This is a genomic window from Novosphingobium sp. BL-S-20 (assembly GCF_055521635.1).
The window spans coordinates 312020-330001 of record NZ_CM145493.1 but is presented as its reverse complement, the minus strand read 5'-3'; the positions used below and the strand labels follow the sequence as shown (position 1 = coordinate 330001).

General features: G+C 65.7%; 18 protein-coding genes. 1 reads left to right on the top strand and 17 read right to left on the bottom strand.

The window, feature by feature from the left end; translation table 11 throughout:
* Positions 1 to 21 precede the first annotated feature (21 nt).
* From ACZ1II_RS01435 to cpaB, 11 genes are all read right to left on the bottom strand, one after another.
* Entirely contained in the window at positions 22 to 450 is a 429-nt protein-coding gene (locus tag ACZ1II_RS01435) for a hypothetical protein (protein WP_465144046.1), read from the bottom strand.
* A 33-nt stretch (positions 451 to 483) separates the two neighbouring features.
* Complete coding sequence (locus ACZ1II_RS01430) at positions 484 to 921, bottom strand: TadE/TadG family type IV pilus assembly protein (RefSeq protein ID WP_465144045.1); 438 nt, start codon at positions 919 to 921, stop codon at positions 484 to 486.
* Positions 922 to 936: 15 nt separating this feature from the next.
* The gene (locus ACZ1II_RS01425) at positions 937 to 1110 is read right to left on the bottom strand and encodes a Flp family type IVb pilin (RefSeq protein WP_465144044.1); all 174 of its coding nucleotides are present in this window, start codon (positions 1108 to 1110) and stop codon (positions 937 to 939) included.
* A gap of 76 nt (positions 1111 to 1186) precedes the next feature.
* Positions 1187 to 3046: a pilus assembly protein TadG-related protein gene (locus ACZ1II_RS01420; protein ID WP_465144043.1), complete on the bottom strand. Its 1860-nt coding sequence runs from the start codon at positions 3044 to 3046 to the stop codon at positions 1187 to 1189.
* 1 nt (position 3047) lies between these two features.
* On the bottom strand, positions 3048 to 3761 hold the full coding sequence (locus tag ACZ1II_RS01415) for a tetratricopeptide repeat protein (protein WP_465144042.1): 714 nt from the start codon (positions 3759 to 3761) through the stop codon (positions 3048 to 3050).
* Complete coding sequence (locus ACZ1II_RS01410; protein WP_465144041.1) at positions 3758 to 4651, bottom strand: type II secretion system F family protein; 894 nt, start codon at positions 4649 to 4651, stop codon at positions 3758 to 3760. The genes ACZ1II_RS01415 and ACZ1II_RS01410 overlap by 4 nt, the downstream gene beginning before the upstream one ends.
* Complete coding sequence (locus ACZ1II_RS01405; RefSeq protein WP_465144040.1) at positions 4651 to 5553, bottom strand: type II secretion system F family protein; 903 nt, start codon at positions 5551 to 5553, stop codon at positions 4651 to 4653. The genes ACZ1II_RS01410 and ACZ1II_RS01405 overlap by 1 nt, the downstream gene beginning before the upstream one ends.
* Positions 5547 to 6959, bottom strand: coding sequence for a CpaF family protein (locus ACZ1II_RS01400; RefSeq protein ID WP_465144039.1), 1413 nt, complete (start codon positions 6957 to 6959; stop codon positions 5547 to 5549). Before ACZ1II_RS01400 ends, ACZ1II_RS01405 begins: the two co-directional genes overlap by 7 nt.
* Positions 6956 to 8119, bottom strand: coding sequence for an AAA family ATPase (locus ACZ1II_RS01395; protein ID WP_465144038.1), 1164 nt, complete (start codon positions 8117 to 8119; stop codon positions 6956 to 6958). Before ACZ1II_RS01395 ends, ACZ1II_RS01400 begins: the two co-directional genes overlap by 4 nt.
* 1 nt (position 8120) lies before the next feature.
* Positions 8121 to 9317 (bottom strand): type II and III secretion system protein family protein, encoded by a 1197-nt coding sequence (locus ACZ1II_RS01390; RefSeq protein ID WP_465144037.1) that lies wholly within the window; start codon positions 9315 to 9317, stop codon positions 8121 to 8123.
* Positions 9314 to 10270: a Flp pilus assembly protein CpaB gene (gene cpaB / locus ACZ1II_RS01385; protein WP_465144036.1), complete on the bottom strand. Its 957-nt coding sequence runs from the start codon at positions 10268 to 10270 to the stop codon at positions 9314 to 9316. Before cpaB ends, ACZ1II_RS01390 begins: the two co-directional genes overlap by 4 nt.
* A gap of 631 nt (positions 10271 to 10901) precedes the next feature.
* Here cpaB and ACZ1II_RS01380 point away from each other — a divergent pair.
* Positions 10902 to 12242 carry a sensor histidine kinase gene (locus tag ACZ1II_RS01380; protein WP_465144035.1) on the top strand — a complete coding sequence of 447 codons (1341 nt, stop codon included), beginning with the start codon at positions 10902 to 10904 and terminating at the stop codon, positions 12240 to 12242.
* Here the strand turns inward: ACZ1II_RS01380 and ACZ1II_RS01375 are convergent.
* From ACZ1II_RS01375 to ACZ1II_RS01350, 6 genes are all read right to left on the bottom strand, one after another.
* Positions 12222 to 13325: a sensor histidine kinase gene (locus tag ACZ1II_RS01375; protein WP_465144034.1), complete on the bottom strand. Its 1104-nt coding sequence runs from the start codon at positions 13323 to 13325 to the stop codon at positions 12222 to 12224. The genes ACZ1II_RS01380 and ACZ1II_RS01375 overlap by 21 nt on opposite strands.
* Entirely contained in the window at positions 13322 to 13714 is a 393-nt protein-coding gene (locus ACZ1II_RS01370; RefSeq protein WP_465144033.1) for a response regulator, read from the bottom strand. The genes ACZ1II_RS01375 and ACZ1II_RS01370 overlap by 4 nt, the downstream gene beginning before the upstream one ends.
* 155 nt (positions 13715 to 13869) lie before the next feature.
* Positions 13870 to 14571, bottom strand: a complete 702-nt coding sequence (locus ACZ1II_RS01365; protein ID WP_465144032.1) for a helix-turn-helix domain-containing protein — start codon at positions 14569 to 14571, stop codon at positions 13870 to 13872.
* A gap of 8 nt (positions 14572 to 14579) precedes the next feature.
* Positions 14580 to 14780: a hypothetical protein gene (locus ACZ1II_RS01360; protein ID WP_465144031.1), complete on the bottom strand. Its 201-nt coding sequence runs from the start codon at positions 14778 to 14780 to the stop codon at positions 14580 to 14582.
* A 28-nt stretch (positions 14781 to 14808) separates the two neighbouring features.
* On the bottom strand, positions 14809 to 16104 hold the full coding sequence (locus ACZ1II_RS01355) for an EAL domain-containing protein (RefSeq protein WP_465144030.1): 1296 nt from the start codon (positions 16102 to 16104) through the stop codon (positions 14809 to 14811).
* 75 nt (positions 16105 to 16179) lie between these two features.
* Positions 16180 to 17631 carry a hypothetical protein gene (locus ACZ1II_RS01350; RefSeq protein ID WP_465144029.1) on the bottom strand — a complete coding sequence of 484 codons (1452 nt, stop codon included), beginning with the start codon at positions 17629 to 17631 and terminating at the stop codon, positions 16180 to 16182.
* Positions 17632 to 17982 lie beyond the last annotated feature (351 nt).

Below are 17982 nucleotides of genomic sequence, written 5' to 3'. Positions count from 1 at the left end.
CTCAGATTCTCGACTTCTTCGCTAGATTCCCGGCAGGACCTGTTGCAGCCCCACGCAAAAGATGGCGACGGCCACGATCGCGCCCGAATCGGGTCGACGCGCAATCGGACGGAACTGCCGGACCGTTGCCACGAGCAGCAGCGCCAGCGCCGTGATCGCGATCATGGTCAGCGCGCCGAGCGGGCCGAGCCAGATCGCCCCGGCAGCCAGCAGCTTGATCTGGCTTCCGGTCAGGAGTTGCAGGCCGGTGGCGGCGCGCAGGGCGGTCACTCCGCCCGCAACGACGGCCAGGCAGCCCAGCCCGGCCAGAATCGACCAGCCCAGCGCCGCAACGCCGCCGCCCAGCGCAGCAAAAGCCAGACCGCCGACAGCGATCGTGACGTAGAGAAGATCAGGCGGACGACGCCCCTCCCACGGCAATACGACTGCCGGAAGGAGAAGAACGATCATCAGGGCCAAGTTAAAATAACTCAGACCAGCCATTCAGTATCCCCCATTGGTTACCACGACACTTGCTTCCAGGTCCGGTGATGGCAGGGGAACGAATTTCCCATATTTCATTATTGGACTGCCATCCATGTTATAGCTGACTTTTACCTTGAAGACACCCACTCCATCCGACGAAGCGGTTACTACCGGGGTTGTATCGCCGCCCAGAATACCGCCGTAGCCCGCGACAACCTCTTTCGCCCGCGTCTCCGCCAGTTCGATGCGCTCGGGCGTGGAAAGCCCGGCAACGGCAGCCCGCGCCCCCTCGGCCGCCGCCTGCCGCACGCCGATCAAGGCGCTGAAATAGATCGAGTAGACGATGATCCCGAAAGCCAGGGCCAGCAGCGCCGGAGCCAGAATGACGAACTCCAGCGCCGCCAAGCCGCGCTTGCATTTCAAGAGAGACAACATGTTGACTACCTTGAGTTTCATGTCTCTCGCCAGAAATTAAGGCGTTGTCTGAATCAGATTGTTGAAGGCACCTTGAAGATCGGTACCAAAAGTACTTCCCACGCCGCCAATTGCCGCCACAACAATCGCTCCCAAAACTGCGTATTCTACTGCCGTAAGGCCACGCTCGTCGCCAATAAGACGCGTAAAAAGCTTACGAAGGGTAATCATGACTCAGGTACTCCCCATTCCTCCGATTAAAATTCCGTAACCGGTTGGAGGGCACCGGAAACGGTCTTCAAAAACGTCAAATCAAAACAGGCACTCCGCAGCGTGCGCCGGTGGTCAACACAGTGGCGCTGCCGACCTGGACCCCCAGCGCCGCCAGCAGGTTCGTCAGCAACGGATCGACGGTGTTACCGAGCAGATCCGTTACCGGCCCAACGACCGCAGGCAGTACCGTGCCGGTCACTGTCGCCAGCCCCGAGGACTTGAGAAGGTCGCAGGCGATCAGGCAGGTGCCGAGGAGCTTCACCTCGACATCCAGTCCGTCCGATCCAAGCAGGCTTGTGGTAACGCTGCTCAGAGTCTGCCCGATCTGGACCGAATTGCCGATCGTCTGCGGGGTCGCCGGCGTCGTGGCCCCCTCGGCTCCCGTGCCGAACATCATTGCCTCGTCGCTGGCACCGGTTCCCGTGACGGGCTGCACCACCGCCTTGCCCTTCACATCAGCCGAAATCACGCCGCCCAGCAGGTTCACGCTGGCAATTTTGGCCTGCCGAATATCGCTTGCTCCCATCACCGGCAGCGTTTTTTCCATGGGATCGAAGGCGGTGTCGCCGATATAGGCGTTCACGGCGCCTGATTTCACACGAACCGCCACGGTCGTATCGCGGGCCTGTTCGGTCGAGCCTGTGCAATTTATCGCACTCACTTCGGCCTGTGCCGCGCCGACGTCGACAATGACCGGAAGATGGACATTCACCGAAGCCAGACCGATCAGATTGACAGGAAGATCGATCATGATCCCGATCCGCAAGGCAGACGTGCCGACTTTGGCTTCACCAACCGGCCCGAAGGCGAAACGGGGGCGGTCGCCCGCGCCGCTCGATACGAGGCCGATCTTGACCGTATTGCCGGTCACCAGCAGCCCCACCGCCTTGGACAGATCGATGGCGGTCGGTCCTGACTGGACCGCATAAGTTACGAGCGAATAGGCGTTCATGCCTGCCCGCAGCCCCGGCTTCTCGTCGGCCTCCCCCACCGGCATGTTCTGCCAGACGCCGAGACTGTAGAGGCCCTTGAACGGTACGCTATAATTGCTGCCGCCCAGTTGGCGCGCGAACTCGCTCAGCGCGGCGGCGGTTTCGGGCGTGTCGGCAGCGGCTGCGGCGGCCTCGGCCACGTCCTTCAGCTTGTGCGACTGGTTCACCAGTTCGCCGTAAGTGCCCTCGAAACCCTCCTTGGCGGCGAGGTTGTCGAAGAAAGTCCCGGCATCGACATTGCCCTTCATCAGGTAGCGGACATCGTTCCGGCCGAGCGCGATCGGAATGCCCAGCAGCGACCCCAGCAGATTGTTCACGACACTGACCAGCGGATCGGTCACCGGATCGAGCAGCGGCGAGACGACCTTGGTGAGGACATCGGAGGTGACGCTGACACCCGCTTCGTCGATCCGCGCGGCGGAAGCCGTGGCGCCGAGATCGGGAATCGGGCTGGCATCGCCGAGAACGCCGGTCAGGAAACGACGGCTCGGCTTGTCGGTGGTCAGGCGCACGGCATTGCGCAGGCCGTTGCCGGGGCAGCGGGCCATCGTCGGATCGAAGCGCTGGCCCGCCGCCGTGCCGATATCCGCGCAATAGCGGCCGGTCTCGACCGTCTTCAGCACGGCGGCATCGTAGCCGTTGCGCTTCAGGTAGTCCTCGGCGCGGGTCTTCGCATTGTAGGGGTCCATCGCCGCAGCCAGTGCCGCTGCTTCGGTCGCCGCGCGCAAGTCGCGGTTGCCTTGGTAGTAAAGGCCCACGTCCAGCGCGAGACCGGCGGCGCCGAGCAGCGAAACGCCGAGCACGGCCACCATCGGCGCGATGACGCCGCTCTCATCGCCGCCCAGTTGCCGCAGCGGGCGCAGTTTCAGGCGATTGCGGAGGCGTGCTCGGTGCTTGGCCACGTCAGTTCTCCCGAGAGGCGGTTGCAGGCGGCGCGAGCAACTGCGCGGCCTGGTCCGCGACTTGCGCACGCAGCGCCGCTCGGGCCGAGGCATCGCGGACGCTCGCCAGCAGGGCATCGGCCTCGCCGCGCCGTCCGGCCATGGTCAGTGCCAGTGCGAGATTGTTGCGCACGACTTCGTTGCCCGGCGCCAGATCGCGCGCGGCCTTGAGCGCTTCCACCGCCTGCGCTGGTTCGCCGCCGCGCAGCAGCGCATAGCCCAGCGCATTGCTGGCCAGCGCATCGGCGGGCCGGACCCGCTGAGCCGCGCGGTATTGCTCCGCCGCCGCCAGCCAGTTCCCCTGCGCCGCAAGGACATGGCCGCGCACCGCGAAAGCCTCGGCGCTGCGGTCGGAAGCGGAAATCTGCGCGAGGGCGGCCTCGGCCTGATCGGTCTGCCCAAGATCGAGCAGGCAGTTGATCCGCAGGAAGCGTGATTCCCGGTCGCCGGGATACTGACGGTCGAAATCGTCGAGGAAGGCGAGCGCGGCGCGCTGGCGGCCGTCCTTGCGCGCCTGCTGGATCAGCACCAGGTAGAGCTGTCGGGTCGAGCCGGACACTTCGGCGCCAGACGCCTCGGCAGCCATGACCTCGCCCGCCAGCGGGGGCGACACCGCGATGCCTCCGGCCAGCGCAAGGGCAGCAAAGAGAGCGGGAAACAGGCGGCGATCGGTCATCCCTTGACGCTCCCCAAAGTGTCGAGAATGGCGGCGACCGGCGGGCCTGCGAGCACGATGAACAGCGCCGGCATGAAGAACACGAGCATCAGGATCACCATGCGCACGGTGATCGCGCCGATCGCCTCGCGGGCGCGGGCGACGCGGCGCTGGGAGAATTCGCGCACGAATTCGCGCAGGGCCGGGACCAACTCCATCCCGTGGAACAGCGACTGGCGGAACACCGTGGCCAGTTCCCGCGAGCCGGTGACGGCCACGCGCGAGGCCCAGCGGTCGAAGGCGAGCTGGTAGTCCTGCCCGCGATCGAGATCCTCGACCAGCATGGCCACCAGCCGGGCGTGGTTCGGCACCGCCACGCGCTCCTCGCGGGCGATGCCGCGGAAGCACTGGTCAAGCGAGACGCCGCTTTCCAGCATCATCAGCATGAGGTCGAGCAGGAACGGGAATTCGGCCGTGAGAATGCGCTCGCGCGAGGCGGCGCGCATACGCAGCACGTACTTGGCGCCGATGTAGGTCAGGCCGGACAGCGCCAGCGTCGGGAACATCGGGCGGAGCGGATTCCCGTTCAGCAGGAAACAGGTCAGCATCGAGGCCAGCGCCACAAGAACGGTCGCGGCGAGGCGCAGCCAGGCGAAAGCCTCCAATGCGCCCGGCTCGAAGTAACCGGCTTTCCGCAGCTTCTGCTCCACTTCCTCGCGGTCGCGGCCACGCACCACGAAGAAGCGCGGCAGGGGAAAGCGGAATGCAGCAGCGCCGCTCGACAGCCCCGCGCGCCCGTCGATGCGCTGGCGCAGGCGGGTGTCGGCATCGAGCATCCGCACGCCCTGAACGACAAGGATCAGGCTGCCGACGGCCAGCGCGAAGAGCAGCAGAGGTGCGAGCGCGGGCATCAGAAGTCCAGCCTCAGCATGCGGCGGATGATGAGGATGCCGATCGCTTCCAACCCCAGCGCCAGCATCGAGAGCCACTGCCCGCGCGGGTCCTTGATGAAGAAGTCGAGATAGGCAGGGTTCATCATGACAAGGCCGGCCATCGCCAGCAGCGGCATCGCGATCAGCACGCGGGAACTGACTTTGGCCTCGGAGGTCGCCGCCACGAGTTCGCGGCGGATGCGCAGGCGTTCGCGCAGAATATGGGCGAGGTTGTTGAACACCGCGCCGATCGAGCCGCCGTAGCGCAAGTTGGTGCGGATGGCGGCGGCGATCATCGATACTTCGGGAACCTGGATGCGGTCGGCCAACTGCTGCATCGTCTCGGCCACGGGCGCGCCCATTTCCAGCCGCCGCGCGGCGGTGTCGAAGTAGGAGCGCACCACCGGCGAAGCATCGGCGAGCGCGCGGGCCAGCGCCTGCGAGAGCGAATTACCCACGGCCTGAAGCTGGCGCACACCGTCGAGATAGAGTGGCAGCGCCTCGGTCAGGGCGTCGATGCGCTTGCGGGCGCGGCTGCGCAGCCACGAAAGCGCAGCCATCGGCAGGCCGAGCAGCACCGCCAGCGCGAAGGCCGGTCCCGCCGCGAGCAGGACGACGACCACCAGCCCCAGTCCCGCAGCGGCGAGGATGCGGACGGTCTGCACGGTCACTTCGAGCTGGGCCTGCGCCAACAGCGGGGCAATGCGTTCCGGCACCGAAACGACCGCCGAGGTGCGCGCCGGCGCGGTGCCGGGCGCGGCGAGACTTGCCAGCCGCCGGTCGATCGCCGCAAGGCCGCGCGCCCGCTCGCTCACGAGAGCGAAGAGCACCGCGCCCAGGATCAGCAGGGCCAGGATCAGATAGGCGGCGCCCCTCACCATCCGGCTGCGACTCCCCCGTTTCTGGCCCCGCTTCCGGCCAGATTTCCGGCGAGACCCGCGCCTTGCCCGATGGCCTGAACCACGCCCGGCATCGGATAGTCCTTGAGCCGCGCGGCATGGTAGGGCCGCGGCGAAAGCGTCTGGAACGTGCCTTCGCCCGACATCGGCGGCTGCTCGTCGAAGCGGAACAGTTCGTTGAGGGTGAAGGCATCGCCCTCGGTGCCGGTCACTTCGCTGATCGAGGTGATGCGGCGCACGCCGCTCGAAAGCCGCTGGATATTGACGATCACATGGACGCTGTTCGCCACGAAACGCCGCACCGCGCGCACATCGTTCTGCTGGCCTGCGAAACCGAGCAGCATTTCGAGGCGGGCCAGCGCATCACGCGGGGAATTGCCGTGGAGCGTCGCCATCGAGCCGTCATGGCCGGTGGACATGGCCTGGAGCATCTCCACCGCCTCCACGCCGCGCACTTCGCCCAGGATGATGCGGTCGGGCCGCATGCGCAGGGCATTGCGGACGAGATCGCGCGCGCTGACCTCGCGGCTGCCATCGACGCTGGGCGGACGGGTTTCCAGCCGCACGACATGGTCCTGGCAAAGTTGCAGCTCGGCCGCGTCCTCGATGGTGACGAGGCGTTCGCGGTTGCTGATGCAGCCGGAAAGCACGTTGAGCAGGGTCGACTTGCCCGCGCCGGTACCGCCGCAGATCAGCACGTTGAGCCGCGAGTGGACGGCGGCGGCGAGATAGGTCGCCATGGCGGAGCTCATGACGCCGCCCGCCACGCAGTCGTCCAGCGTCAGGGCCTGAAGGCGGAACTTGCGGATCGAGACCAGGGGGCCGTCGAGCGCGATCGGCGGGATGACGATGTTGACGCGCGATCCGTCCGCGAGGCGGGCGTCGCAGAACGGCGTCGCCTCGTCCACGCGGCGGCCGATCGGGCCGACGATGCGCTGGATGATGTTCATCAGGTGCGCATCGTCGCGGAAGCGCGTCTCGACGCGTTCCAATAGCCCGCCACGCTCGGCGTAGATCGTATGGGCGCCGTTGACGATGATGTCGTCGATGGTTCCGTCGCGCAGCAGCGGCGCGAGCGGACCGAGACCGACCACTTCGTCTTCCACGTCCTCGATCAGCAAGAGCCGCTCGGCGCTGTTGAGCGCCAGCTGGCCCCGGCGGCTGCGGCTGTTGATGACCTGTTCGATTTCCTGCCGCAGCGTCCGCTGGTCGAGAGATTCCGCGGTGATGCCCTGCGCTTCGAGCTGTTCGATGACCTGCTGGCAGGTGACTGCCTTGACCGCCTGATAGCTGTCGCTCATGCGCTGGGCGGAAGGTTGGGCCACCGCGGGCTTGCGGCGGTCGGCTGCGAAGCCTTCCTGCAGTTCCTCGGTGGTCAGGAGACTCATGCGCTGCGCTCCACCGACCGCAGGATCGCGCGGCGCATGCGCTCGATGCTGCTGCCGGACTTGGCCGGAGCGGCGATATTGCAGGCGCGGCGCACGGCCTGGAGGTAAGGGCCGCTCTCGCGGTCGAAGCTCAGCGGGCGACCGGCGTTGAGCGCATTGGCCGCCCGCACCCGGTCGACCGGCACGCCCATCACTGCCTCGACGCCGAGCACATCGGCCATGCGGCGGCCGTCGAGCAGAATGCGCGGCTCGAAGTCCCAGACCAGCAGACGCATGCGATTGGTGCTGGCGGTATCGAGCGCGATCTTGTCGAGCAGGCGGCGGCAGGATTCCAGTTCGCGGATCGACTGGCTGCACACGATCTCGATCGCCTGCGCCTGCGAGGCCAGCTCGCGCAGCAGTCCGCCATGGCGCAGGCTGCCCGCCGAGACCACGACTTGCGCGAAATTGGCGCGCAGCAGCTGGATCAGTCCGACCACGTCGTTGGGGCCGACGCCTGCCGGTTCGCTGCCGGTGCCGCCATCGAAAGTCAGCAGCGAAAGCCCGCTCGCCTCGTGCCGCGCCAGTGCATCGGAGAGCAGGCTGGTGTCCATGCGGTCGAGATCGGCCACTGCCGAGGCGATGCCGTAGTCCGCCTTGAGGTCGAGATAGGCCTCGGCCGTGCTGGTGGGCAGGGTGAAATCGACGAGCAGGGTCGGCGTCTGGTCGAGGCTGTAGGCCAGCGCCATGTCGGTCGCCAGCATCGGCAGCGCCTCACGGTCGTTGCCGAGCACGATGGTCAGGCGGCCCAGCCTGCCCTGGGTGGCAAGCGAACTGTTCATCACCCGCGTCAGGATCTCGGAGACTTCCGCGCCCCCGGCCCCGCGCGGCAGGACATCGGCGGCCCCGGCGCGGATCGCCTGAAGCACTTGCCCGGCATACATGTCCTCGGTGGCGACCACGACCGCGCGGCCCGGCGCCATCTGCGCGACTTCGCCGATCGAGGAGGAGAGCGAACGCTCGGCCGGAACCGAAGCATGGTCGATCACGACGATGCCGGGGCCGTCGAGATCGCTGTGCTCCAGCGACTGGACCATCTCGACCGCAACGTGCTCGCCCATGGCATCGGACAGGCGCTGGGCCAAAGTGCGGTCTACCGAAAGAAGGTGGATTTTGGGCATGTCAGGGCCTCACGACGCCGAAGGTTTTGACGGATTGCTCGACGCCGTCGTTGCCGACGATCATCTGGCCGATGCTGGGGTCGGGATTGCCGGGCAGGCTCGGCAGCGCGACCGGCGTCGTGCCCGGCTCGACCAGCCGCGGCGTCGCGACGATGATGAGTTCCTGACGCTCCTTCTGGTTCTGCTGCCGCTTGAAGAAGGCGCCGAGCACCGGCAGGTCACCCAGCAGCGGCACCTTTTCCTTGGTGATCGCACTGTTCGTATAGTTCAGCCCGGCGATCACGAAGCTCTGCCCGCTGCCGAGTTCCACGGTCGTCTCCGCCGAGCGGCGGCGGATACCGGGCACGGTATATCCCTGAAGCTGGACGCCGTTGTTGTAGTCCAGCTCGCTGACCTCCGGCGCTAGCTTCAGCACGATGTGGTCGGAGGAGAGGACATAGGGCGTGACCGAAAGGCGGACGCCGAACTCCTTGTATTCGATCGAGATCGAATTGCCCGTTCCCGAGTTCTGCGGCACCGGCACCGGAAACTCGCCGCCCGCCAGGAAGCTGGCCTGCTCGCCCGAGCGGACCAGCAGGGTCGGCTGCGCCAGCAGCTGCGACAGGCCGTTGGACGAAAGCGCGCTCAACACCGCACCGATGCCGTGGTTGCGCGAGGACAGGAACAGGTTGAACGCACTCTGAAGCGGCGCGGCAGCATCGATGCTGAGACCGCCGCTGCCCATGCTGTAACTGTTGAGCGTGCTCGGTGCGATCACCGCGCCTTGCAGGTCGCCCGCCAGCTTTGAGAAGCTGAAGCCCAGCGCCTTGAGCGTCGAGCTGGACACGGCGGCGAACTGAACGTCTACCGCCACCACTTTCTCGCCGGGGCGATAGGTGGCGCCCTGCCCGGTCAGCCCGGAGCCGCCGATCCGCACGGTGCGCTCAGCCATGACGGTGCCGTCGCGCGCGAAGACGGTGAGCACGGCGTCACCCACCGCCAGCGCCTTGATGCGGATCGACTGCGGCGTCGGCGCGGAAATGGCGATCACGTTCTCGCGGCTGACTTCCACCCGGCCGACCCTCTTGTCGAAGGACAGGGTGCGCTGGTCGTCGATCTGGAGCAGTTCCTGCTGCTCGTCCGCCCGGCCCTGCGCTTGCGCCGGAACGGCCAGCAGCGACGAACCGGCCAGGAGACAGGAGGCGATCAGGGCTTTCACTGCGATGCACTCCCGGAATAGATGACCTGGCGATTGCCGCCGACGACGAGTTCGATGGCCTGCGAGCCGTTCGACTCTGCGGGCTTGGGCGCCGGTCGCTCAGCCCGGCGCGGCGGCGGCGCGGCGATTTGCGCTGGAGCCGCGAAGACCGGCGCGGCGGCATAGGCAGGCGCCGGGCGTGGCAGCGGCGTGGAAGCGACCGGCGCCACCGCCACTTCGACACTGTCTCCGGGATTGCGCAGCGAGAGCGTGAGTGCACCCGTGCTCTTCGCCAGCGAAAGCTGCGAAACCTGCTCGGGCGAAAGCGCCAGCGTGACCGTGCGCGCGGGCGGCGGCGGCGTGCTGACCGCGCCTTCGACGCCGGCGGCAGGCTGGGTCCCGACGACGGCCTCGCCCACCGCCAGCACCGGCACCATCTGGAGCAAAGTGCGCGCGCGGCTGACGCCGCTGGCCCGCGCCCCGCTCAAGGCATCCTCGCCGGGATAGACGACCTGCACGTCCACCCGGTCTCCCGGCCGCACGAGGCCGGCCACGGCGATTTCGGCGGTCGTGTCGATGCTGATTGCGCGCATGCCCATAGGCACGCGGATCGCCAGCTTGGTTTCCTGCCCGATGGCAGTGCGCGGGATCAGCGAATTGGCCCTGATGTCGCTCGTCGCCACTTTGCCGATGATTTCCGCAGGCGTAACCGCCGTGGGGAAACGTGCCGGATCGGACCTTGCGTTGCGGATCATGTCGGCGGTGATCGTCTCGCCCACCTTGATGTCGCGGGTTGTCGCCGCCAGCACCGTGAACGAAGGCTCCGCCCGGGCGAGAGGAATGCGCGCGGCGGCGGCGGTCACCGGCCTGGCAGCGCGGCCCAGTTCACGAACGCCGAGAAAGGCGAAGCTGCACGCTGCAACCAGCCCCACGCCGATCGTCAGCTTCGCTTTCGAACCGAGCCGCATGCTCATTTCCCCCTTGGCCCCTTGCGCCTACGCAAACCGGCCCAATTGCCCCACCGAACCGACTGCCCCGAAGATCCGATTTGGCTCATCCAAACGGCTGAACAGCCATGTTGCGTATGGATGATAGCCTTTCTCGAAATTGATCCGACATGGAGAAATAGCCGATACGACGGCAATCAAGTGGAGACTTTCGGATACGTTAAAAGCGCGGAAAGTATACTTTTGTACTATTCCACCAAACCAGCCGCATTCCTTGTCTTGGCAAGACCGAAGGCGAATGAAAAAGTTAAGGGAACATGTTCGGATCGGTTCTTTCGGAGCATTCTGCATCCGGGAAAACCGATAGTTTCAGATGTAAACTTGCCTCAACTCAGCAGTTCCGACGCTCGATTGCGCATATCGGAGACATCGCGGGAGCCTCCGCTACGACCGGCATTGGCCGGTTATCAGTGGATTAACATTTTGAAAGCGACTTGATTGGAAACAGATGATCGATTCAGTTAGGCAGTTTACTTACAACTCAGGATAGGTTCTATCAGGTTTATTTCGCGGTTGCGAAATGGAGTGCTCTTCGCAATCATCCGGTCGGACCGAAATCAGGAAGCGGGAATCTCCCGTCCAGGCGGGCCGGGGCAGAATGGCTATGCAAGTGTCCAACAACAACGTCATCGACTTCGTGCAATCGCCGCTCGCTTCGGCGGCATCGGATTCGGAACCGGCGCTCCATGATGACGGGTGGCCAGACGAAGCTGTTCCTTCCCGCCATTCCGCCCTGCCCGCTAAGCTCGCCATGCGGCTGCGCGCCTGGGAGGACGGGACCCGGTTCTATCCCGGTGCCATCGCCCTCAGCGCTCTCGGCCTGGGACTGGCATCGGCACAAGCGCCCGCAGCCGGCGTCGTCGGCGCCGCAGCGGCAGGTGCGCTGTTCGTCCTGCACAAGGTGCTCAAGGCCGCGCTGGTCACCGCGGCATTGGCGCTTGGCCTCTATTTCCTGCCCGAGGCCGCCGCCTCGCCTGCTTACTGGACTCTCCTGGCACTTGTCGGCGGTGCTGGGTTTCTGCCGCGCAGCCTGATCACGATCTTGCTGCAGGCGCCGCGATGGAGCTGGGTGCTTGCCTTGCTCTGCGCCACCGCCAGCTTCGTCAGCGTGCTTCTGCTGAAGGCGCCGTCGCAAACGCTGGCGATCTTCGTCGGCGCGCTCAGTGCGGCCTTTCTCGGTGCCGGGCTCGCCCGCCACCTCGCGATGGTCGATGCGCGCCTGCTGGCCTGGGGCGAAAACGGCCTGGTCCCGGTCACCCGCGATCTCCTGCTGGGCCGCGTGACCGCCGGCATGCTGCATGACCTTGCGCAGCCGCTCAACGTGATCTCCATGGCCAGCGGCAACATGCGGTACATCGTCGAACAGCTCGACATAGGTGAGGATAGCCGCAAGCAGTTGCTGGACCGGGTGGGACGAATCTCCTCACACACCGAAACGGCGGCCTTCATTCTCAGCCTGTTCCGCTGGTTCGGTCGCGACGGCGACAAGGAACACGCCGCGCTAAGCGTGCGCAGCGCCCTGGAGCGCGCGGTGGCCGCCACGAAATCCAACGTCCGGCATCACGGCGTATCGGTGAAGCTGGAGGGCAATGCCCTGGAACATCTGCTTCCGGAACATCACGGCGCGCTGGAGATGATGGCGGTGGCCGCCCTCCTCAATGCCTTCGGCAGTTTCATCGGCCCCGCTGCCGGCCGCGGCGGCGAACAGAAGACGAAAGGCACCGTCCTGCTGCGCGCCGCGATGAGTGCGGCGCATGTCGTGGTGACGGTACAGTGCATCGACGAAAATGGCGCCGCCGCTCCCGGACGCAAGCTGGACCATGCGACACTCTGGCTGGTCGAACAGGTTGCGATCGACGCGGGTGGCGATTTCCGTTCGCTTCAGCGCATGAAGCAGCCGACCCGCTTCGTCATCCGCCTAGGCCGCGACGACATCTGACGCTGCGCAATCGCCAGGGGAAGCAGGCAGGCAAATTTCCACCCTGGCACCCTCGCCATGGTTCGAAACCAGCCGGATCGCGCCTTGTCCTTTTTCCATGATCTGACGGCAGATATGCAGACCGAGGCCAGTGCCGTCCTGCCCCTTGGTGGTGAAGAAGGCTTCGAACGCCAGCCGCTCGAGATCGGCAGCAAGCCCAATACCATTGTCCGTCACCACGCAGCGATTTCCGCCCGGCCCGCGTTCGAGCGCGATCGTGATCCGCCCCTCGCCAGTCCATCCCGCAGTCCGGCGCGACTGGATACTGTCGGCAGCATTGCGCAGGACATTGACGAAAACCTGCTCCATTTCCAGCCGCCCCAGCGGCACGCAGGCAGACTGCCCGGCGGCGTCGAGAGACACGACGATTTCCGCCCGCTCGAACAGCGCCTCCAGAAACTCCACGGCACTGGCAGCGGATTCCATGACGTCGGTGCGGCGGGGAACGATCTTCTCGTCCGCCTGGCCAAGCGTGCGCTTGATGATCGCCTGCGCCCGCAGCACCTGCTCGGCAACGCGCGAAGCCGTGGTCTGCAACCGCGAGCGCGTGGTGTCCGGCCGGTCGAGCATCAGGCGCAGACTTTCGTTCGCCATGGAAATGGTGAACAGCGGCTGCCGTAATTCATGCGCCAGGGTAAGCGCCCGCTCGCCAAGGTCAGCCATGCGCGCGCGCTCGGCCAGGGCATGATGTTCATAACGGGGTGGCGGCGCATTCAGCAATACCGCGCTGCCCCAATGCGTGCCGCCGCGATTGTCGCGCAGGATCAGGCTGAGCATGGCGTCGTCGTCCGTGCGCAGATCCGTCGCGACCTCGGACCGGCCGGCCAGCGCGGCAAGCCGCAGAATATCCTCGGAATGGATGCGAACGGCCTGGGGCTGCTCGTCGTCGCGCGCATTCTCGCTACGGAAGAGGATCGTCGTCGCAGCTGCGTCCAGTCTCAGGTCGCTGACGACTTTCAAGCCAACATGCCGGCGCAGCGTTTCGACCAGACCGGCCGCCCCCGTTGCTTCCGGCCCGGCGCTATCGGCGAAATCTCCCCTCACGCACCGACACCGTTGGCAAGCATCTGCCTGATCGTGCCGATCAGCGCCTGCGGCTGCACGGGTTTGGTCAGGAACATATAGCGAGACGTATCGGCAACGAGATCCTCGCGCATCTGATCGCCGGTGATGAAGACATATTCGAACGGGCGCTTCGACAGTTCGGGATGGTGGCGAACACGCGCAACGATATCGAGACCCGATTCCCGATCAAGCCTTAGATCGCAGGCAATCACGCTGACGGCAGCATGCTTTTCCAGCATGTCCACTGCTTCTGTCAGGTTGGCGGCTCCGACACCCGGAATGCCGTGAAGCGCCATCAGCGTCAGCAGCTCATCGACGATGGCCGAAAAATCATCGAGAACAAGTACCCTGGCCTGATCGTCCTGCATCCCGTCCCGTTCCTCCGTGTGACGTCTGCCCCCAGCCGCCACTGGACCTCGTTACTCCTATAACAAGGCGACATTATCAATAAATGAATGTCCGGTGAAACTATAATTGAGGCAAGTCGTTTCGGATGCAAGGAAAAATCCGGTAACGGATAAAGTCAGAATTCTATCACGATCTTCACTTTAGCCGGTGTGACGTGAAAATGCGCGGCGATCTGGTCGCGATATTGCGCCATGAGAAACGCCAGGTTGTCGGTTCGGGGCAGTCCGTCCAGTTCCTCGATCGTGGTCCCCAGAGCCTCGGCGATGACTTTCAGGCGGGTCTCCTGCGGGCGGGCTCGGCCGTGCTCCCAGGCCCAGACCGTCGGTTTGCTGACGCCGATGCGATCCGCCAGTTCACCCTGGCTGAGACCGTTCTCCTTGCGCAGACGTCGCAGACGCCGGGCAAGCGATTCCTGTGCTTCCGCATCGATATCGCTTCCCGCTTCCGCCAGCCCGGCGAGCGCATCGTCTTCCTCCCGTACGCCATGGCTGCGCGGTGCCGCCCGCAACCGGGCCGCGCCGAGCAGTGCTCCCGAAATCGGTGTCTCGAAACGGCAACCGTAAAAGCTCTCGTTATGCCACATGACCCGCGCACGCACGCGGTGCTCGGCTGAAAGGTCTATCTCGATCGGATCGTCGACGCTGAGATCGATGCCGCATTCGACAAGCAGGCCCTCCTGCGAAAGGTTGTGCACCACCGCGTCCGCTTCCTTGCCCTCGGCGCTGACCTGTGTGCCCAGCACCAGGCTGAAACGCCACAGGCTGGACCGCGCATCGCGCTCGAAGCGGGCGGGAAGGCTCTGGTTCCCCCAATTCATCCCGGCGTTCACGCGCAGCTGCGCACGATGGGTGCAACCGGGCGACCGCGTTCGAGCGCCATGGCCATGACTTCTGCACGCGGCGCTTGCCCCAGCGAATCCAGCGCCCCCGCCACCAGTGCTCCGCTGACAAAGGCTTCGCATTCATCGAGCATGTCCAGCGCTATGCGCAGAAGTTCTCGGGCGTTCTGAACCTTGTCGTTGGTCATTTCGGCTTCCTTTCCTTTTGTGAGGCAATCAGAAAACGGCCGTCTGCCAAGCGCGGACAGGCGCGAAAGCGAGCCGGGCGACGGAGGCACGGTCGTATTCGGATGCATGCAGGTACGACCAGACGCGCCGGGTGCTGACCCGGCCCAGCCGTGCACCCGTAACCCATTCGGCCCCCTGCTCGACTGCAAGGCGGACCTGGGCCGGAGTTTCCACGCCGGTCAGAACGATCGTGTCGCAAAGGCTTTGCGCTTGCGCAAAAAGCTGCCCGATCCGGGCGCGGTTACGCTCCGACAGGAAAGCCGTGCGCAGAAAGGCACTGTCCAGCTTGACGAAATCCGGCCGCAGCACGGCAAGCTGTCGTACCGAGGCATGGCCGGAACCGAAACCGTAAAGTCCCAGTCCTACTCCCATCTCGCGCAGGGTATTGAGGAAAGTCAGCGTCCCCGGCCAGAACCGGCAGGCCGCCGATTCGTGGAATTCCAGGGTAAGCCGCGCGGCCAAGCCTGGTCTGCGCTCCAGCCTGGCGAGGAAATCCATCCAGGCGGAATCATGCCCGCCGAGATCGAACGACAGGCTCTGCGGTGAAATCGCGAGCGACAGGCGCGCACGCGGATCGGCCTCCAGTTCGTCCAGCACACGCAGCGCCAGATGACGATCGAGCAGATGCGCGAGACCCAGCCGCTCAAGCGCGGCATAAGCGGTAGAACAATCGAACTGCTCCCCCTGCTCTCCGGCATAACGCAGCAACGCCTCGTGCTGGAGCACGCGGTCCGGAAGGCGGGGATCGAAGATCGGGCGCCAGGCGAAGAAGGTTTCTCCGCTCGCCACTTGGGCCAACAGCCGCACAGCGCTCGCCATGTCGGTACGGTAACTTGTCAGATCCTGCGGCCTGGCCGGGTCTACACAGGCCGCTGGCGCCGCGACATGCTCCAGCCGGGCGCGGGCGACGGCCAGGGCCGAAGCGTCGTCCAGGGCACCGGCAACCGGATCACTATGTCCGATCGACACCGAAAGCAGAACAGGTCCGCCATCACCGAGGACCGGATTCATGCCGATCTGCGCGCAGAAGGCCTCGATCCGGGCGCAGACGAAGTCGGGCTCCAGCATTGCCGCATGGCCCAGCAGGATCATCTCGTTGCCGTTCGTCTCGCCCAATTCGACCGGATCGAGACAGGCCGAGACGGCAGTGCGCAGATGCGCCAGGGCCGCGTTCAGAACCTCGTCGCCATAGGCCGCAGCGATGGCGCGGGCATTGTCGAGCCGCACGACGAGGAGATGGTTGCGGCGACGGTTAGGTGGGCTGATCTTGGCGAGGTCGATCATCGGTGGCGTCCGAAAAGAGGAAGGGAGGGAAAGGGGCCGATGCGCTCGGGAGAAATCCGCATCGGCCCCGCTGGATCAGCTGCCGGAATTTCCGCCGAGCAGACCTCCCAGCAGTCCCCCTCCTGTTGCCGTGCCCCCGGCAACGCCGCCCGTGAGGCCACCTACCAGCGATGTGACCGCTCCGGTCACCGGAGCCAGCGCCGAACCGGCACCACTGCTACCGGGAGCTACGCCGCCGAGACTGCCGACTACGCCCTCGACAAGGCCCGTAACCGGTGCGAGAACCGACCCTGCACCCGCCGAGCCGGAGCCAAGACCGCCGACGACACCTTCGACAAGGCCCGTAACCGGCGCCAGGACGGAACCGGCGCCCGTGCCTGCCCCCAAACCGCTGGTCACTTGGCCCAGCGTACCGTTCACGGTATCGAGCAGCGGCGTAGTCACGGTCGCAACCGTTGCCGTGACAGGCGCCACGACCGGAGCTACCCCGCCCGTCACCTGATCGACGACGCCGCCCACCTGATCGCCCAGCAGTGCCCCGGCAAGATTGCCGACCGGCGCAAGCCCTGCGGCAACGCCTTCCGCCGTCGTCGGCAGCGCGACATCGATCACGTTGCCGTCGGACAGGACATTCGCCGTCACCAGCTGTCCGGTCGTCAGGCCCGGATTTTCGGCCAGGACGTTGAGACCGATCAGCGTGTCACCGTTGCTGGGGCCGGTCACGGCATTATTGCCGAGATCGACACCCAGCAGCGGGCCTTCATAGGTCCGGGCCGGCCCCGATCCACCGCCGCCCAGCGCACCGGCAAGGCCTTCGACCAGTCCGCCGAGTTGCCCGGTGACGGGAGCCAGCACGCCGTTTTCGCCAGCGATCGGCGCAAGCGCCCCATTGACCGTATCCAGCAGCGGCGACGTCACGCTGCTGACCGTCGAGGTCACCGTGGCAACCGTGGGCGCGAGTCCGTCGGTCAGCTGGGTCACCGTACCGCCGACCTGCTCGCCGAGCAGCGCGCCGGTAAGCGAGCCGACGGGCGCCAGCGCCTGCTTGGTCTGCTCGGTGGTGGTCGGCAGCGTGACCTGGATGACCTTGCCGTCGCCGGTCAGGACATCGACCGTGATACCGCTGGCATCGGTGGTGGCCTGGTCCGGCGTCACATTGACGTCCACCAGCGTGCCGGAACCGCTCTGGCCGAGAAGGTCTGTACCGCCGACCGAAATGCCCGCAGCAGGGCCGGTGAAGCTGGTCGTCGAGCCGCTCGGATCAGAAGGACCGCTGGGGCTGGGGCCGCTCGGCTCACTCGGACCAGGGCCGCTGGGACCACTCGGGCTGGGGCCGCTTGGCTCCGACGGAGTGGGACCGCTGGGTTCCGAAGGGCTGGGGCCGCTCGGACTCGGCGAGTTCGGTCCCGAGGGATTGCCCGCATGGAAACCGCCGCCGTTCGAACAGGCCGCAACCAGCAGCAAGGGAATCGTGGTCGTCGCCAGGAGGGCGTGCCGCTTGAACTGGGGATAGCGAAGGATCGGCATTGGGTCTTCTCCAACGTGGTATCGGCCTCGGACGGCCCGTTGGAGATAGGATAGGACGAGCCGCGCGGCGCACCGCATCCAGAAGAAGCCGCCCCGGCCATGTCGGATCACGATGCAGGTACAAGCGCGGATAGACGGCGGACCATAACCCGGAAGAATCCCGAACAAGGCGGCAAAGAACACGCAAAAGGCCGGGATGCCCTGCAAAACCGCCGATTTTCACCCCCTCCGTCCCGGTGAAACCCTGAGAGCGGCGCTGAAAAGTGAGGCCTTGGTTAAATACTCGTTCCGGCTCATTCTGACGGCGCAATGAGCCACCTTCCTGCCAAGTCTCCGGCCATCACCGCAAAA

What these genes read in the sequence shown, in the direction of transcription:
- ACZ1II_RS01425 (WP_465144044.1), bottom strand. Translation starts at nt 1,110, where the DNA reads ATGATTACCCTTCGTAAGCTTTTTACGCGTCTTATTGGCGACGAGCGT.
- ACZ1II_RS01350 (WP_465144029.1), bottom strand. Translation starts at nt 17,631, where the DNA reads ATGCCGATCCTTCGCTATCCCCAGTTCAAGCGGCACGCCCTCCTGGCG.
- ACZ1II_RS01410 (WP_465144041.1), bottom strand. Translation starts at nt 4,651, where the DNA reads ATGCCCGCGCTCGCACCTCTGCTGCTCTTCGCGCTGGCCGTCGGCAGC.
- ACZ1II_RS01380 (WP_465144035.1), top strand. Translation starts at nt 10,902, where the DNA reads ATGGCTATGCAAGTGTCCAACAACAACGTCATCGACTTCGTGCAATCG.
- cpaB (WP_465144036.1), bottom strand. Translation starts at nt 10,270, where the DNA reads ATGAGCATGCGGCTCGGTTCGAAAGCGAAGCTGACGATCGGCGTGGGG.
- ACZ1II_RS01365 (WP_465144032.1), bottom strand. Translation starts at nt 14,571, where the DNA reads ATGAATTGGGGGAACCAGAGCCTTCCCGCCCGCTTCGAGCGCGATGCG.
- ACZ1II_RS01435 (WP_465144046.1), bottom strand. Translation starts at nt 450, where the DNA reads ATGATCGTTCTTCTCCTTCCGGCAGTCGTATTGCCGTGGGAGGGGCGT.
- ACZ1II_RS01405 (WP_465144040.1), bottom strand. Translation starts at nt 5,553, where the DNA reads ATGGTGAGGGGCGCCGCCTATCTGATCCTGGCCCTGCTGATCCTGGGC.
- ACZ1II_RS01355 (WP_465144030.1), bottom strand. Translation starts at nt 16,104, where the DNA reads ATGATCGACCTCGCCAAGATCAGCCCACCTAACCGTCGCCGCAACCAT.
- ACZ1II_RS01360 (WP_465144031.1), bottom strand. Translation starts at nt 14,780, where the DNA reads ATGACCAACGACAAGGTTCAGAACGCCCGAGAACTTCTGCGCATAGCG.
- ACZ1II_RS01430 (WP_465144045.1), bottom strand. Translation starts at nt 921, where the DNA reads ATGAAACTCAAGGTAGTCAACATGTTGTCTCTCTTGAAATGCAAGCGC.
- ACZ1II_RS01400 (WP_465144039.1), bottom strand. Translation starts at nt 6,959, where the DNA reads ATGAGTCTCCTGACCACCGAGGAACTGCAGGAAGGCTTCGCAGCCGAC.
- ACZ1II_RS01395 (WP_465144038.1), bottom strand. Translation starts at nt 8,119, where the DNA reads ATGCCCAAAATCCACCTTCTTTCGGTAGACCGCACTTTGGCCCAGCGC.
- ACZ1II_RS01370 (WP_465144033.1), bottom strand. Translation starts at nt 13,714, where the DNA reads ATGCAGGACGATCAGGCCAGGGTACTTGTTCTCGATGATTTTTCGGCC.
- ACZ1II_RS01415 (WP_465144042.1), bottom strand. Translation starts at nt 3,761, where the DNA reads ATGACCGATCGCCGCCTGTTTCCCGCTCTCTTTGCTGCCCTTGCGCTG.